Source organism: Bradyrhizobium sp. Leaf396, from assembly GCF_001424605.1.
In the GTDB taxonomy this organism is placed as follows: Bacteria; Pseudomonadota; Alphaproteobacteria; order Rhizobiales; family Xanthobacteraceae; genus Bradyrhizobium; species Bradyrhizobium japonicum_C.
Window position 1 is genome coordinate 66,350 of record NZ_LMQJ01000056.1, and the last position, 13,867, is coordinate 80,216.

17 protein-coding genes are annotated in these 13,867 nt (G+C 65.4%); 11 read left to right on the forward strand and 6 right to left on the reverse strand.

Going from position 1 to position 13,867, the window contains the following annotated elements; genetic code table 11:
- Positions 1 to 83 precede the first annotated feature (83 nt).
- Together mtaB and dapF are read right to left on the reverse strand one after the other, a co-directional pair.
- Positions 84 to 1,337: a tRNA (N(6)-L-threonylcarbamoyladenosine(37)-C(2))-methylthiotransferase MtaB gene (gene mtaB, locus ASG57_RS29910; RefSeq protein ID WP_057198686.1), complete on the reverse strand. Its 1,254-nt coding sequence runs from the start codon at positions 1,335 to 1,337 to the stop codon at positions 84 to 86.
- Positions 1,337 to 2,212, reverse strand: coding sequence for a diaminopimelate epimerase (gene dapF / locus ASG57_RS29915; protein ID WP_024338843.1), 876 nt, complete (start codon positions 2,210 to 2,212; stop codon positions 1,337 to 1,339). Before dapF ends, mtaB begins: the two co-directional genes overlap by 1 nt.
- A 243-nt stretch (positions 2,213 to 2,455) precedes the next feature.
- Here dapF and ASG57_RS29920 point away from each other — a divergent pair, with 243 nt between their 5' ends.
- Together ASG57_RS29920 and ASG57_RS29925 are read left to right on the forward strand one after the other, a co-directional pair.
- A complete protein-coding gene (locus tag ASG57_RS29920) occupies positions 2,456 to 3,217 on the forward strand; it encodes a GyrI-like domain-containing protein (RefSeq protein ID WP_024338842.1) in 762 nt (253 codons plus the stop codon).
- 5 nt (positions 3,218 to 3,222) lie between these two features.
- A complete protein-coding gene (locus ASG57_RS29925) occupies positions 3,223 to 3,930 on the forward strand; it encodes an SIMPL domain-containing protein (protein WP_057198688.1) in 708 nt (235 codons plus the stop codon).
- Between the two features lie 193 nt (positions 3,931 to 4,123).
- On the opposite strand, the gene ASG57_RS29930 is transcribed toward ASG57_RS29925, so the two are convergent.
- A complete protein-coding gene (locus tag ASG57_RS29930; RefSeq protein WP_156402856.1) occupies positions 4,124 to 5,113 on the reverse strand; it encodes an MBL fold metallo-hydrolase in 990 nt (329 codons plus the stop codon).
- 358 nt (positions 5,114 to 5,471) lie between these two features.
- Here ASG57_RS29930 and ffh point away from each other — a divergent pair, with 358 nt between their 5' ends.
- From ffh to ASG57_RS29965, 7 genes are all read left to right on the forward strand, one after another.
- Positions 5,472 to 7,019, forward strand: a complete 1,548-nt coding sequence (gene ffh, locus ASG57_RS29935; RefSeq protein WP_057198690.1) for a signal recognition particle protein — start codon at positions 5,472 to 5,474, stop codon at positions 7,017 to 7,019.
- Positions 7,020 to 7,104: 85 nt separating this feature from the next.
- Positions 7,105 to 7,437 carry a 30S ribosomal protein S16 gene (gene rpsP / locus ASG57_RS29940; RefSeq protein WP_024338838.1) on the forward strand — a complete coding sequence of 111 codons (333 nt, stop codon included), beginning with the start codon at positions 7,105 to 7,107 and terminating at the stop codon, positions 7,435 to 7,437.
- A 9-nt stretch (positions 7,438 to 7,446) separates the two neighbouring features.
- Entirely contained in the window at positions 7,447 to 7,998 is a 552-nt protein-coding gene (gene rimM / locus ASG57_RS29945; protein ID WP_057198692.1) for a ribosome maturation factor RimM, read from the forward strand.
- A gap of 33 nt (positions 7,999 to 8,031) precedes the next feature.
- The gene (gene trmD, locus ASG57_RS29950; protein ID WP_057198693.1) at positions 8,032 to 8,787 is read left to right on the forward strand and encodes a tRNA (guanosine(37)-N1)-methyltransferase TrmD; all 756 of its coding nucleotides are present in this window, start codon (positions 8,032 to 8,034) and stop codon (positions 8,785 to 8,787) included.
- Positions 8,788 to 8,896: 109 nt separating this feature from the next.
- Entirely contained in the window at positions 8,897 to 9,280 is a 384-nt protein-coding gene (gene rplS / locus ASG57_RS29955; protein ID WP_024338835.1) for a 50S ribosomal protein L19, read from the forward strand.
- Positions 9,281 to 9,715: 435 nt separating this feature from the next.
- Positions 9,716 to 11,122 (forward strand): 3-isopropylmalate dehydratase large subunit, encoded by a 1,407-nt coding sequence (gene leuC, locus ASG57_RS29960; protein ID WP_057198695.1) that lies wholly within the window; start codon positions 9,716 to 9,718, stop codon positions 11,120 to 11,122.
- 93 nt (positions 11,123 to 11,215) lie between these two features.
- Complete coding sequence (locus tag ASG57_RS29965) at positions 11,216 to 11,425, forward strand: hypothetical protein (protein ID WP_024338833.1); 210 nt, start codon at positions 11,216 to 11,218, stop codon at positions 11,423 to 11,425.
- A 116-nt stretch (positions 11,426 to 11,541) separates the two neighbouring features.
- Here the strand turns inward: ASG57_RS29965 and ASG57_RS29970 are convergent, their stop codons facing one another.
- The gene (locus tag ASG57_RS29970) at positions 11,542 to 12,105 is read right to left on the reverse strand and encodes a hypothetical protein (protein WP_057198816.1); all 564 of its coding nucleotides are present in this window, start codon (positions 12,103 to 12,105) and stop codon (positions 11,542 to 11,544) included.
- Between the two features lie 173 nt (positions 12,106 to 12,278).
- Between ASG57_RS29970 and ASG57_RS29975 the strand changes: the two genes are divergently transcribed.
- Positions 12,279 to 12,578, forward strand: coding sequence for a DUF1330 domain-containing protein (locus tag ASG57_RS29975; RefSeq protein ID WP_024338831.1), 300 nt, complete (start codon positions 12,279 to 12,281; stop codon positions 12,576 to 12,578).
- A 9-nt stretch (positions 12,579 to 12,587) separates the two neighbouring features.
- Here ASG57_RS29975 and ASG57_RS36350 read toward each other — a convergent pair whose 3' ends face one another.
- Together ASG57_RS36350 and ASG57_RS29980 are read right to left on the reverse strand one after the other, a co-directional pair.
- The gene (locus ASG57_RS36350; RefSeq protein WP_035697995.1) at positions 12,588 to 12,848 is read right to left on the reverse strand and encodes a hypothetical protein; all 261 of its coding nucleotides are present in this window, start codon (positions 12,846 to 12,848) and stop codon (positions 12,588 to 12,590) included.
- A 54-nt stretch (positions 12,849 to 12,902) separates the two neighbouring features.
- Positions 12,903 to 13,184: a hypothetical protein gene (locus tag ASG57_RS29980; RefSeq protein WP_024338830.1), complete on the reverse strand. Its 282-nt coding sequence runs from the start codon at positions 13,182 to 13,184 to the stop codon at positions 12,903 to 12,905.
- Between the two features lie 157 nt (positions 13,185 to 13,341).
- Here ASG57_RS29980 and ASG57_RS29985 point away from each other — a divergent pair, with 157 nt between their 5' ends.
- On the forward strand, positions 13,342 to 13,740 hold the full coding sequence (locus ASG57_RS29985; RefSeq protein WP_057198697.1) for a metallopeptidase family protein: 399 nt from the start codon (positions 13,342 to 13,344) through the stop codon (positions 13,738 to 13,740).
- Positions 13,741 to 13,867 lie beyond the last annotated feature (127 nt).

Below are 13,867 nucleotides of genomic sequence, written 5' to 3' on the forward strand. Positions count from 1 at the left end.
CATTTGAATTCTTGGAGAGGGACCCCTCATCCGGCGCTTCGCGCCACCTGCTCCCACAAGGGGAGAAGGAAGAGGCCAGCCGACTATGTGGTGAGGCGCTCGCCGTCAGTGCTGGCAATTCTCAGCGGCACGATGCTTCCGACCCGCTCGCCAGCCACGGCCACCGGCAGATAATGCTCCGTGCGTCCCTGCCCGGCGCTCTCGATCAGCACATCGCGCGTTGCGCCGACCTCGGCCCGCAGCCGCTGCCGCAGTGCGGCTTCACCCGCTGCACGCAGCCGTTTGGCTCGTTCCTTGATCGCACCGCCGGCAACCTGCGGCATGCGCGCGGCCGGCGTACCGGGCCGCGGCGAATAGGGAAAAACGTGGAGGAAGGTCAGGCCGCATTCTTCGACGAGGGCTAGCGAGCGCGCGAACATCTCCTCTGTCTCGGTCGGGAAGCCCGCGATGATGTCGGCGCCGAGGGCGATGTCCGGGCGCAGCCGGCGGACCGTCTCGCAGAACGCGATGGCGTCATTGCGCGAATGCCGCCGCTTCATGCGCTTCAGGATCATGTCGTCGCCCGACTGCAGCGACAGATGCAGATGCGGCATCAACCGCGCATCGCCGGCGATGGCATCGAGCAGGTCGTTGTCGGCCTCGATCGAATCGATCGAGGAGATGCGCAGGCGCTTCAGCTCCGGCACGTGCCGCAGGATCTGCTTCGTCAGCATGCCGAGCTTCGGCGCTCCCGGAAGGTCTGCACCGTAGCTGGTGAGATCGACGCCCGTCAGCACGATCTCGGCATGGCCGCGCTGGGCGAGCGTCCGCACCTGCTCCACCACGGCGCCCATCGGGACCGAGCGCGAATTGCCGCGGCCGAACGGAATGATGCAGAAGGTGCAGCGATGGTCACAGCCGTTTTGCACCTGCACGAACACGCGGGGCAGGCCGCTCGCATAACCGTCGACGAGATGCGGCGCCATCTCCTTCACCGACATGATGTCGCTGACGGCGATCTTCTCGCTGGCGTCGAGATCGAAGGCGTCGCGGGCCTCGCGCCAGGCTTCGCCGCGCATCTTGTCGTCATTGCCGACGACGCGATCGACCTCAGCCATGTCGGCGAACATCCGGCTTTGCGTCTGTGCCGCGCAACCGGTGACGACGATGCGCGCGCCTGGCCGCTCGCGCTTCAATCTGCGGATCGACTGGCGCGCCTGCGCCACAGCCTCGTTGGTGACAGCGCAGCTGTTGATGACGATCGTGTCGGAAAGGCCTGCACCTTCCGCCTTGCGGCGGATCACCTCGGCCTCGAACGCATTGAGGCGGCAGCCGAAGGTGACGACCTCGACGCCCATCATCCGACCGGCGCAAACAGCGCCGGATCGAAATTGCCCTCATATTCGAAGGTCGCGGTCCCCGTCATCAACACGTGGTCGTCGCGCTCGCGCCATTCGATGCCGAGCTTGCCGCCTGGCAGCGTGATCTCGACCTTGCGCTCTGCGCGCTTCAGCCGCGCCGCAGCGACCGCCGTAGCGCAAGCTGCCGACCCGCAAGCCTTGGTCAGGCCCGCACCGCGCTCCCAGGTGCGGATCGTGATGTGCTCGCGATCGACGATATGAGCGAGCGTGATGTTGGCGCGCTCCGGGAAGATCGGATGGTTTTCCAGGAGCGGGCCGAAGCGGCTGAGATCGTAGGCGTTGACGTCCTCGACCCAGAAGATCGCATGCGGATTGCCCATGTTCACCACGGAGGGCGAATGCAGGATCGGATTGTCGATCGGCCCGATCTGCAGTTCGATGTAGCGCGTGTCGCGAAATTCTTCCGCCAGCGGAATATCCTGCCAGCCGAATTTCGGCACGCCCATGTCCACGGTGTAGAGATCGGCCGCCGGACCCTGCCAGGCATTGAGCAGGCCGGCGGCCGTCTCGAAGGTCGCGGTGGTCTGCCCGGTCTTCTCGAAGATGCGGCGCACCACGCAACGCATGCCGTTGCCGCAGGCGCCGGCCTCCGAGCCGTCGTTGTTGTAGATGCGGATGAAGGCTTCGGTGCCGTCCAGCCGTGGCTTCTGCAGCACCATGAGCTGGTCATAGGCGATGCCACCTCGCGCAGATGCCACCGCGCGGGCGTCCTCCGGCGTCACCCCGCCAGCGGAATCGCGCATATCGACAACGACGATCTCGTTGCCGATGCCATTCATCTTGGCAAATGCGTGGTTGGCCAGCGCGCTCATGAAAATTCCCGAATTTCGCCTGCCTTATATGGCGATCCTCGGCGGCTTGGCCAGTGATTTGCGGCGCTGCCGAGACGCCTGCCATGACGCATCTGTCATGGGACGAATTCGGCGCCCGCGTGTTAGAACGGCGCAGTTCGCGCGAACCGGGACGCACGGGCGGGCGCCAGGATGGATTTTGACCTTGGTGGGCAGGGTCTTGATGGGCAAGGTCTTGGCAGCCAAGGTCTTGGGGAGAATAAAATGTTCAGGTTTCGTCGTCTCGCTCTGGCCGCACTGATCCCGGCAGCCGCCTTGTCGCTTGGCCTGTCCCATGCTCTGGCGCAGAGCCCGGCGCCCGCCGCGTCGGTCAGCCCCTCGCCGGCCCCGACCGCCTCGCCCTCGCCGGCGGCAAGCGCCTCGCCCGCCCCCGTTGCGACACCTTCGCCAGCGGCCAGCGCCTCCCCCGCTCCTGCGGGATCGCCATCACCTGCCGCCAGCGCCTCGCCCAGCCCGACGGCGCCACCGCCTGCCGCGGCCGCCACGCCTGCGCCGGTGCAGACCGCCGATCCCTTCGGGCTGGAAACCACGCTCGAATCCAGGAAGGTCGTGATGGTCAAGGGCACGGCCAATTGGGACTCGGCCTTCGATACGCTGATCGACGCCTTCAAGGCGCTGAACACGCTGCTGGACAAGCAGGGCATCAAGCCCGCAGGGAATTCGATGATCGTCTACACCTCGACCGACGACACCGGTTTCACCTTCCTCGCCCAGATCCCGGTCGACCAGGATCCCAAGAATCTGCCCAAGGACATGAGCATCGGCAAGTCGCCCGAAGGCAAGGCGCTGAAATTCGTCCATCGCGGCTCCTACGACAACATGGACAACACCTATGAGGCGATCACCAATCACCTCGACGACAAGAGGCTGGAAGCCAAGGACACGTTCATCGAGGAGTACCTCACCGATCCCCTGAAGACGGCCGAGGACAAGCTCGTGATCAATGTTTTCGTACCGCTGAAGTGAGACTGATGAAAAAGCCTGCCCTGCTTGCCACCGTCTTCGCCACTGTCCTTCTGACGGCGCCCGCACGCGCCGACGATTTTCCATCCGCCATTACGGTGAGCGGCGAGGCCATGATTTCCGCGGCCCCCGATCTCGCGCAAATCGATGCCGGCGTCGCCAACGACGCCAAGACGGCGAAGGAAGCCTCCGATGCCAACAACGCCGCGATGGGCAAGGTGCTGCTGGCGCTGAAGGGGGCCGGCATCGCCGAGAAGGACTACCAGACCTCGCGGCTGTCGCTTCAGCCGCAGTACGGCCAGAACAAAGCCACCGGCGCCTCGCCCGTGGTTGGCTTCCGCGCGAGCAACCGCGTCACCGTGAAGATTCGCGATGTGGCCAAGGTCGCAGCCATCATCGATACGCTGGTCGGCGCCGGCGCCAACGACATCGGCAACATCTCGTTCGAGGTAACACAGGCCTCGAAGCTGCTCGACGACGCGCGCGAGCAGGCAGTTGCGGACGCTCGCCGCAAGGCCGATATCTACGCCAGGGCTACCGGCGTCACGCTGGGCGCGCCGCTCAGCGTCTCGGAAGGCGGCGCCCCGGTGCCGCTGTTCAAGACGCGGATGGCCGAACGGATGGCCGCAGCACCGCAGGCCGCAGTCGCACCCGGCGAGGAGACGCTGTCGGTGACTGTCAATGTGAGCTGGGCGATCAAGCCGAAGGAACCGTAGGCCGTAGGGGGCACGGTGCCGCAACACCATCGGTGTCGCCCCCGCGACGGCGGGGCCCATAGCCACAGGGGGCGGTGTGGCGCAACGCTGGCAATTCCGCGTCTTCGCCAAACATCTCCCTCCGGCTATTGGTCCCGGACTCGGGACTTCGTCGCGACCGGGAACGACGAGCTGTATGGTGGCAAGAGCGGAGCTAGATCTCCACCACCTGCCCAGGCTTCATCGCGACGAACCGCTGCTGCGGAATCTCTGCCGCATCCAGCGCCTCGAGCAGCGCCTTGGCCGGCGCGTCGATCGCCTCGTCCGTCAGCTGGAACGTGCCGTGATGATGCCCGAGCGCGGCTTCAGCGCCGCAATCGAGCAACGCCTTCACGGCGTCTTCCGGATTCATGTGCTGGTCGCGCATGAACCAGCGCGGCTCGTAGGCCCCGATCGGGAGGATCGCCAGACGCAGCTTCCCGTGCCGCTCGGCGACGCGACGGAAATGCCTGCCGTCGCCATAGCCGGAATCGCAGACGACGTAGATTTTTCCGGCCGGCGTCTCCAGGACGAAGCTCGCCCACAGCGCCTTGTTGCGGTCGAACAGGCCGCGCGCGGTCCAGTGCCGCGTCGGCACCAGATGCACGGCGATGCCGCCGCCGAGCTCGATGCGGTCGTGCCAGTCGAAGGCTTCGACCTGGATGGTGGGATCGGCGCCGCGCATCGTGACGTCGTTGCCGAGCGGGGTGACCACGCGCGGGGCAAAATTCTTGGCCAGCCGCGACAGCGTCGCGATATCCAGATGATCGTAATGTCCGTGAGAGACCAGCACGACATGGATTTGCGGCAGCTTCTCGAAGGCGATGCCGGGATCGTTGTGCCGCCTCGGTCCGGCGAAGCTGACCGGCGAAACCCGCATCGACCAGACAGGATCGACGAGGATGTTGAGACCGCCGGCCTGGATCAGCCAGCTGGCGTGGCCCACGAAGGAGAGACGCACCTTGTCCCCCTCGACGCGCGCCGGCGGCGTGTCCGCATGGGGGCTCGGCGCCCATGCGGGCCACTTCGCGCGCTGCCTCTTTCCGCCGAACTGCCAGCGCAGCACCTCACGAAGCGATTTCGGCGGCGCGCCGTCGGGGTCGAAGAAGTGCCGACCATTGAAATGATCGGAGGCGGGGCCGTCATAGGTTTTCATGCGGGACATCCAGAGGGAGCAGTCCAAAAGCCGGAGGGCGGGTGGGCGGCAAAGCAGGCGTCCTGGGGCAGCCCGGACGGTAAGACATCACCGGCTATATGGGCCGGCCCGGCAGAAAAGGAACCCATCGCCAAAGCCTCACATTTTCAGCATCTTGCCTTGGCACCGGCGCCCCGCCCCCCTAACTTTCCTTGACTTTTGGACGTGAGCGGCGTTTAACCCCGACACTTTCTCGGAAAGGCTTTCTTTTCGACCCGCCGACTGGCCCTGGAGGCCGGAGGTCAACGCCCGACAGCGCTGTGCGCCCTCGGGCGCAAAGGTGTTTGGAAGATCGCTTCTTTAGCGAGCAGGACAAAGGACAACGGCATTGTTCGACAATCTGTCGGAACGGCTTGGTGGCATTCTCGATCGTCTGACGGGGCGCGGTGCGCTGACCGAAAAGGACGTCGACGCCGCGATGCGCGAGGTGCGCCGCGCGCTGCTCGAGGCCGACGTTGCGCTCGAAGTCGTGCGCAGCTTCACCGAGCGGGTCCGCGAGCAGGCGATCGGCGCCACCGTGGTCAAGTCGGTCACGCCGGGCCAGATGGTGGTCAAGATCGTCCATGACGAGCTGGTCAACACGCTCGGCGCCGAAGGCCAGACCATCGACGTCAATTCCGTGCCGCCGGTGCCGATCATGATGGTCGGCCTGCAGGGCTCCGGCAAGACCACCACCACCGCAAAGCTCGCCCGCCGCCTGGTCCAGCGCGACAAGCGCAAGGTTCTGATGGCCTCGCTCGACGTCTACCGCCCGGCCGCGATGGAACAGCTGGCCGTGCTCGGCCGCGACCTCGACATTCCGACCCTGCCGATCGTGGCGGGACAGCAACCGCCGCAGATCGCCAAGCGCGCACTGGAAGCCGGCAAGCTCGGCGGCTACGACGTCGTGCTGCTCGACACCGCCGGCCGCACCACGCTCGACGAAGAGATGATGGCGGAGGCAGCCGCGATCAAAGCTGCGGCGAATCCGCACGAAGTGCTGCTGGTCGCCGACAGCCTCACCGGCCAGGACGCCGTGAACCTCGCGCGTTCGTTCGATCAGCGCGTCGGCCTCACCGGCATCGTGCTGACCCGCGTCGACGGCGACGGCCGCGGCGGCGCTGCCCTGTCGATGCGCGCGGTCACCGGCAAGCCGATCAAGCTGCTCGGCACCGGCGAAAAGACCGACGCGCTGGAAGATTTCCATCCCGATCGTATCGCCGGGCGCATCCTCGGCATGGGCGACGTGGTGTCGCTGGTCGAGCGCGCCGCCGCCAACATCGACGCCGAAAAGGCCGCGCGCACTGCCGAGCGCATGCGCAAGGGTCAGTTCGACCTCAACGACATGCGCGAGCAGCTGCTGCAGATGGCGAACATGGGCGGCATCAGCGGGCTGATGGGCATGATGCCCGGCATCTCCAAGATGAAGAACCAGATCGCGGCAGCCGGCATCGACGACAAGATCCTGAAGCGCCAGGTCGCAATCATCGATTCCATGACGCGCGAGGAGCGCCGTCATCCGGATCTCTTGAAAGCGAGCCGCAAGAAGCGCATCGCTGCAGGCAGCGGCCAGAGTGTCGAGCACGTCAACAAGCTGCTCAAGATGCACCGGAACATGGCCGACGTGATGAAGGCCATGGGCTCGGGCAAGCGCGGCCCGCTCGCCGGCATCGCCCAGGCGATGGGCTTTGGCGGCGGCATGAAGCCTCCCTCTCCGGAAGAGATGAAAGCGCTTCAGGAGAAGATGCAGAGCGGCGGCGGACAGGGCCTGCCGAACCTGCCGAAGGATCTGCCGGCTGGTCTTCGCCAGGGTCTGCCCAACCTTCCTGGACTGACCGGGCTGAGCGGCAAGCCGACGCTGCCGGGCCTCGGCGGTTTCCCGGGCAAGAAGAAATGAGGAATTCGTCGCACGGGATCGCATCGGTCTCACGCGACGCGGAATACCAATCAACCGAACAAACTGTACTTTGAAGGAGAACCAAATGTCCGTCGTTATCCGCCTCGCCCGCGCAGGCACCAAGAAGCGTCCCGTCTATCACGTCGTCGTCGCCGACTCGCGCTTTCCGCGCGACGGCCGATTCATTGAGCGTCTCGGCCATTTCAACCCGCTGCTGCCGAAGGACAACGAGACCCGCCTCAAGCTCGACATGGACAAGGTGAAGGCCTGGCTCGCCAAGGGCGCGCAGCCGTCCGACCGCGTTGCGCGCTTCCTCGATGCTGCCGGCGTCAAGAAGCGCGAAGCGCGCAACAATCCGGAGAAGGCCGTGCCGCGCAAGGAGCGCAAGGCGCAGGCCGAAGCCGCCGCGAAGAGCTAAGGCCACGACATGTCGGCGCTGGTCTGCGTCGCGCGGATCGGCGCCGCGCATGGGGTGCGCGGTGCGGTCAAGTTGTGGACCTTCACCGAAGATCCGTTTGCCGTGAAGCGCTATGGCCCGCTGCTGTCCAAGGACGGCCGGCGCCAGTTCGAGGTCGCAACGGCGCGCGAGGCGAAAGATCATCTGGTCGCCACGTTCAAGGGCGTCACGACCCGCGATGAGGCCGAGCGCCTCAACGGCATCGAGCTCTACGTCCCGCGCGAAAAGCTGCCCGCGACCGACGAGGACGAATATTACCACACCGACCTGATCGGGCTCGCCGCCGTCACCACTGATGGTGATGCGCTCGGTCGTGTCGTAGCGATCCAGAATTTCGGCGCCGGCGACATCATCGAAATCGCCCCGCCCAAGGGCCCGACGCTGCTGCTGCCGTTCTCGAATGCCGTGGTGCCGGAGGTCGATCTCTCCGGCGGCCGCGTCGTGATCGCGCTCCCGCAGGAGATCGAGGGTGAGGACGAAGATGCCTCGCCAAGTCCCCCTCGCGAAGAGGGGGGCCCATAACGACAGGTCGTGGTTTTGGCTAAGCTGGCTGCAATGGCAAATCCCTCACCCTGGCGAGCGACCGTGCTGGCGCTGTTTCCGGAGATGTTTCCGGGGCCGCTCGGCGTGAGCTTGGCCGGCCGGGCGCTTGCGGCCGGCATATGGGAGATCGAGGCGCGCGACATCCGTGCTTCCGCCACCGACCGCCACCGCAGCGTCGACGACACCCCGGCCGGCGGCGGGCCGGGCATGGTGCTGCGGGCGGATGTGCTGGCCGCGGCCATCGATGCCGCCGAGATCGGTCCGGACCGCCCCCGCCTGCTGATGAGCCCGCGCGGTCGGCCATTGACCCAGGCCCGGGTTGCGGAACTTGCCCGCGGCCCCGGCCCCCTGATCGTCTGCGGGCGGTTCGAGGGGGTCGACCAGCGGGTGATCGACGGGCGGGGCCTGCAGGAGGTCTCGATCGGCGATTACGTGCTCTCGGGGGGCGAAATCGCCGCTTTGGCCCTGATCGACGCCTGCGTCCGGCTGCTGCCGGGGGTGATGGGCAAGGAAGCCTCGGGAACTGAGGAGAGCTTCTCCGATGGCCTGCTCGAATACCCACAATATACCCGGCCGCAGCTGTTCGAGGGGGTCCCGATCCCGGAGATCCTGACCTCCGGCGACCACGCCAAGGTCGCGGCCTGGCGGCGGGCGCAATCCGAGGCCCTGACGGCGGCCCGGCGGCCGGATTTGTGGGCTCAAATCCCAAGCAAGCCCCCGAATCGAGCCGGTCGCCAAAAAACGCCAAAAAGCAAGACAGACGGGTGACAAACGCTCCGGCTTGCCTTATAGGACCGGCCACATCCGCAATGGCTGGATAGACGAATTTCGCGCAGCCCCCGTTCTGAAGGCTGGGCGCGCCGATGGAGATTTACCCATGAACCTGATCAAGCAGCTCGAGCAAGAGCAATTCGACAAGCTGTCCGCCGGCAAGACCATTCCGGAATTCGGCCCCGGCGACACCGTGATCGTCAACGTGAAGGTGGTTGAAGGCGACCGCACCCGCGTGCAGGCCTATGAAGGCGTCTGCATCGGCCGTTCCGGCGGCGGTCTCAACGAGAGCTTCACCGTCCGCAAGATCTCCTACGGCGAAGGCGTCGAGCGCGTGTTCCCGGTGATGTCGCCGATGATCGACTCGATCAAGGTGGTGCGCCGCGGCAAGGTGCGTCGCGCCAAGCTCTATTACCTCCGCAATCTCCGCGGCAAGTCCGCCCGCATCGTCGAGAAGACCGAGCACGCCAAGGCTGCCGTCAACGAGTAAGCTTCGCCATCCGGCAAGTTTCGAGAAGCGCGGGGCCTGGCTCCGCGCTTTTTTGTTGCGCCGGCTGTCATTGCGAGGAGCTCGTGACAAAATTGCGTAGCAATTTTGCACTGATGCGACGAAGCAATCCAGACGGTCTCCGCGGGTGCATTTCTGGATTGCTTCGCTGCGCTCGCAATGACGCGTTGAAGCTCTCGCGCTTTGACCGCTGCGTGCTATATAGCCTCTAGAATGTTTCCAGATCCGACCAGCCTCGCACCCGTCAAGCGCATCGTCATCGACGATCGCTCGCGGCTGCCTGGGCGGTTCTTCGGACGCTTCGCGACCTCGGCAACGTCAGAGCTTATTCGCGCAGCCTGAGAGGCTGCGCTGACGGTTTTTTGCCCCGCGCGATTTGCGCACATCCGCTTCACACATTCTTCGGAGCTCAAGCTCATGTCCAAGCCGACCACCCTGTACGACAAGATCTGGAACGACCATCTGGTGCACGAAGCCGAGGACGGCACCTGCCTGCTCTATATCGACCGCCACCTGGTGCACGAAGTGACCTCGCCGCAGGCGTTCGAAGGCCTGCGCGCCACGGGCCGCAAGGTGCATGCGCCCGAGAAGACGCTCGCCGTCGTCGACCACAACGTGCCGACCACCGACCGCACCAAGCCGAATCCCGATCCCGAGAGCATCGAGCAGATCAAGGCGCTGGCTGAGAACGCCAAGGAATTCGGCATCGAATATTACAACGAGTTCGACAAGCGCCAGGGCATCGTCCACGTCATCGGCCCGGAGCAGGGTTTTACGCTGCCGGGCACCACCATCGTCTGCGGTGACAGCCACACCTCGACGCATGGCGCGTTCGGCGCGCTCGCCCACGGCATCGGCACGAGCGAGGTCGAGCACGTGCTGGCGACGCAGACGCTGATCCAGAAGAAGGCCAAGAACATGCGCGTCACCGTCGACGGCAAATTGCCGGACGGCGTGACCGGCAAGGACATCATCCTCGCCATCATCGGCGAGATCGGTACCGCGGGCGGCACCGGCTACGTGCTGGAATATGCCGGCGAGGCGATCCGCGCGCTTTCGATGGAAGGCCGCATGACGGTCTGCAACATGTCGATCGAAGGCGGCGCGCGCGCCGGCCTGGTTGCGCCCGACCAGAAGGCCTACGATTTCCTGCGCGACCGGCCGAAGGCCCCGAAGGGCGCGGCCTGGGATGCGGCGATGCGTTATTGGGAGACACTGCGCTCCGACGAGGGCGCGCATTTCGACCACGAGCTGCGCCTCGATGCGGCAAAGCTGCCGCCGATCGTGACCTGGGGCACGAGCCCTGAAGACGTCATCTCCGTGACCGGCATCGTGCCCGATCCCGACAAGATCGCGGACGAGGCCAAGCGTATCTCCAAGCATCGCGCACTGAAATATATGGGCCTGACGGCGGGGACGAAGATCACCGACATCAAGCTCGACCGCGTCTTCATCGGCTCCTGCACCAACGGCCGCATCGAAGATTTGCGCGCGGCAGCCAAGATTGCCGAAGGCAAGACCGTCTCCGGCAACGTCAGCGCCATGGTCGTGCCGGGCTCCGGCATCGTGAAGGAGCAGGCGGAAGCCGAAGGTCTCGACAAGATCTTCATCAAGGCCGGCTTCGAATGGCGCGAGCCGGGCTGCTCGATGTGCCTTGCCATGAACCCGGACAAGCTGAAGCCGGAAGAGCGTTGCGCCTCGACCTCGAATCGCAACTTCGAGGGCCGTCAGGGCTTCAAGGGCCGCACGCATCTGGTGTCGCCGGCGATGGCCGCGGCGGCGGCGATTGCCGGTCACTTCGTCGATGTCAGGGAGTGGCGGTAAGCCAGTTCCTGCAATTGTAGCGATCGCGGCAAACCGCCGTTAAACTGTCCCCTGACACTCTCGTCCTCGCGATGATTTCGCGAGGACGCGCCCATGGCCACCAAGCCGGAATATGTCGATCTGATCAGCGAGGCCACGCGCCAGCACCGCCGGCGCGCAACGCCGCTACGCATCGTCGCCAAGCCGGAGGTGGAGGAGACCTCAAGGCTCAGCCGCTGGCCGCCGGCGTTGTTCCGGCAATGGAAGCTCGAGAACTTGATGCGCTGGAAGGCGTCGTCGTGGAAGCTGAGGGACTGGCTTTAGCCGCAGCCTCCGTCATGCCCGGCTCGTCCCCGGACATCCACGACCTCGTTGTGCCGCTCCAGGAAACGTGGATGGCCGGGACAAGCCCGGCCATGACGCTGCTCGAACAGCTCACATCACCAATAGTACCGGTACGGATAGCGCCAGCGCGGCCAGTGGCAGACGCGGCGCGGGCCGTAATAAGTCCAGATGATTCGGCAGCGGCGGGGATAGTGGTAGGACGGATAGTAGCCGCCGACATAATAGGGCCGGTAGACGTGACGATGGCGGAAGTGCGGGCGATGATGGCCCCAGTGACGGTGATAGCCGCCATATCCGCCGTAGCGGAAGCCGTGATGTCGATAGCCGACGTGCCTGTGATGAAACGCGGGTGCGGCGCGGAAGCCGCCGATATGGCCGCCGCGGAATCCGCGGCCATGGAAGCCGCCGACATGTCCTCCGCCGCGATGGAAGCCTCCTCCATGGAATCCTCCGCCGTGAAAGCGATGTCCGCCGGGTCCTTGGCGAACCTGCGTGACGAGATCGTCCGTCGCGGCCTTGGCGGCGGGCGACGTCGCCGGATTGATCAAGGTCAGCGCTTCAGCGCGACGCGCGGTACCGGCCGACAGCATCAGTGTCGCAGCGGCGGCGAGCCCGAGCAGGCGCATCGGCCCGGCCCGACGGCCAAATATCCTCAGCATGGAATTCTCCCTGAGTCCGGACAGCAGGGCTGCGATGCCTTTCGGCCGCAGCATTGCTGTTTCAATGACGGTCGCTCCCAAGATTAAATTGCGGACAGCGACGTGAACGCGCCATGAATGAACGGCACTGCGCTCCGCGATGCGACGCAGTGCCGCGACGAGGGATTTTGCAGATGAGTGTCTACGCCATTGCGCAATTGAAGATGACGGACCGCGCGGCCTATGACCGCTATCAGGCGCGGTTCTTCGAGGTGTTCAGGAAGTACAACGGACGGCTGCTCGCCGCCGATGAACGTCCGCGCGTGCTCGAGGGCGTATGGCCGCACGACAAGCTCGTCATGATGTCGTTTCCCGACGAGGCCGCGTTCCTCGCCTTCTCGACCTCGCCCGAATACGAAGAGATTTCGCGTGATCGCAAGGCCGGCGCAGAGGCGACCGTGCTGCTGGTCAAGGGATTTGCACCCGCAGGATAGCGCGACGCCTCACCAGAACGGCCCATAGCCGAACACGAAGGGTGCCGGCACGCCATAAGGATAGGGACGATAGTAGACCGGCCGCGCATAATAGCGTGGGTCACGGCGGAGGACAGGCCGCGCGAGGTCATGGGTTCGCGTGTGTCGCCGTGCATCGAAAACCGCGATCCCCGCCGAAGCTTCCGGAATGACCCGCCTTTGCGCCGCGGAAGCGTGGGGCAAACCGGCGGCAAGTGCCACGGCGACAGCTAGTGCGATCCATCTCGTCACGGCGGGCTCCGCAAGGCCACCACGCACGCTCGATGGCGTGGGCATTGAACGACGTCAGCCGCGGCGCCAGTGGCAGCTGACGCGCGGCACGATCACCGTGCCGCTCGGCCGGTACTCCTGCACATAGGTGGCGTTGCAGACGCGGACCGCGTCGGGGCCGGGATTGTAGCGGGGATAGACGCCGTCGGGGCTGTAATAGGGCGTCACGCGCAGTCGCGCCGGGGACCGCTTGCGTGGCGGGGGAACTTCGTTAGGCGAGACCACCTGGGCCACCTGGATCCCGGAACTGGCGGTCTGCGCCTCGGCGCCAACGCAAAGCTGCGAAAACAACCCCATGCACAGTAGAATCACCGCCGTTTTCGCTCGCATTTTTCCGCCCACCTGAAACGTCCCGTCGACGGCCCCCACGCTCCCCGTTTTGATGGCGCCCGTCAACCTCGCCGCGCTTATATAGCCGGATGCATCGCGGCGGAACCCGCGCTAAGAGGTGTGCATGTGGACGGAATTGAAAGCACCCTCGCTCGCCGAGATGGAAGCGATGGCTCACGATGTGTTCGAGCGCCTGCCGACGGAGTTCCGCAAGCTCTGCGAGGGGGTCATCATCCGCGTCGACGACTTCCCGACCGAGGAGGTCCTGAACGAGATGGAATGCGAGAGCGAGTTCGACCTGCTCGGCCTGTTCCAGGGTGTCGGCCTGCCCCAGCAGAGTCTTGGCGACGTGGCGCGGCTGCCCAACATGGTCTGGCTCTACCGGCGGCCGATCCTGGACTATTGGGCCGAGCACGACGAAAGCCTCGGCCACATCGTCCGCCATGTCCTGATTCACGAGATCGGCCACCATTTCGGCCTGTCTGACGACGACATGGAGGCGATCGAGGCCAACGCGGAGTAGGACGGTCTCGGTTCACCTCTCCCCGTGGGGAGAGGTGAAGCCCGATGCCGCACCGGGCTCGCCTCAACCCGCCAAGCAGACTAGCCCTGCCCAATTCGGCCTAGGATTTCCGACCCGATCGCGATAA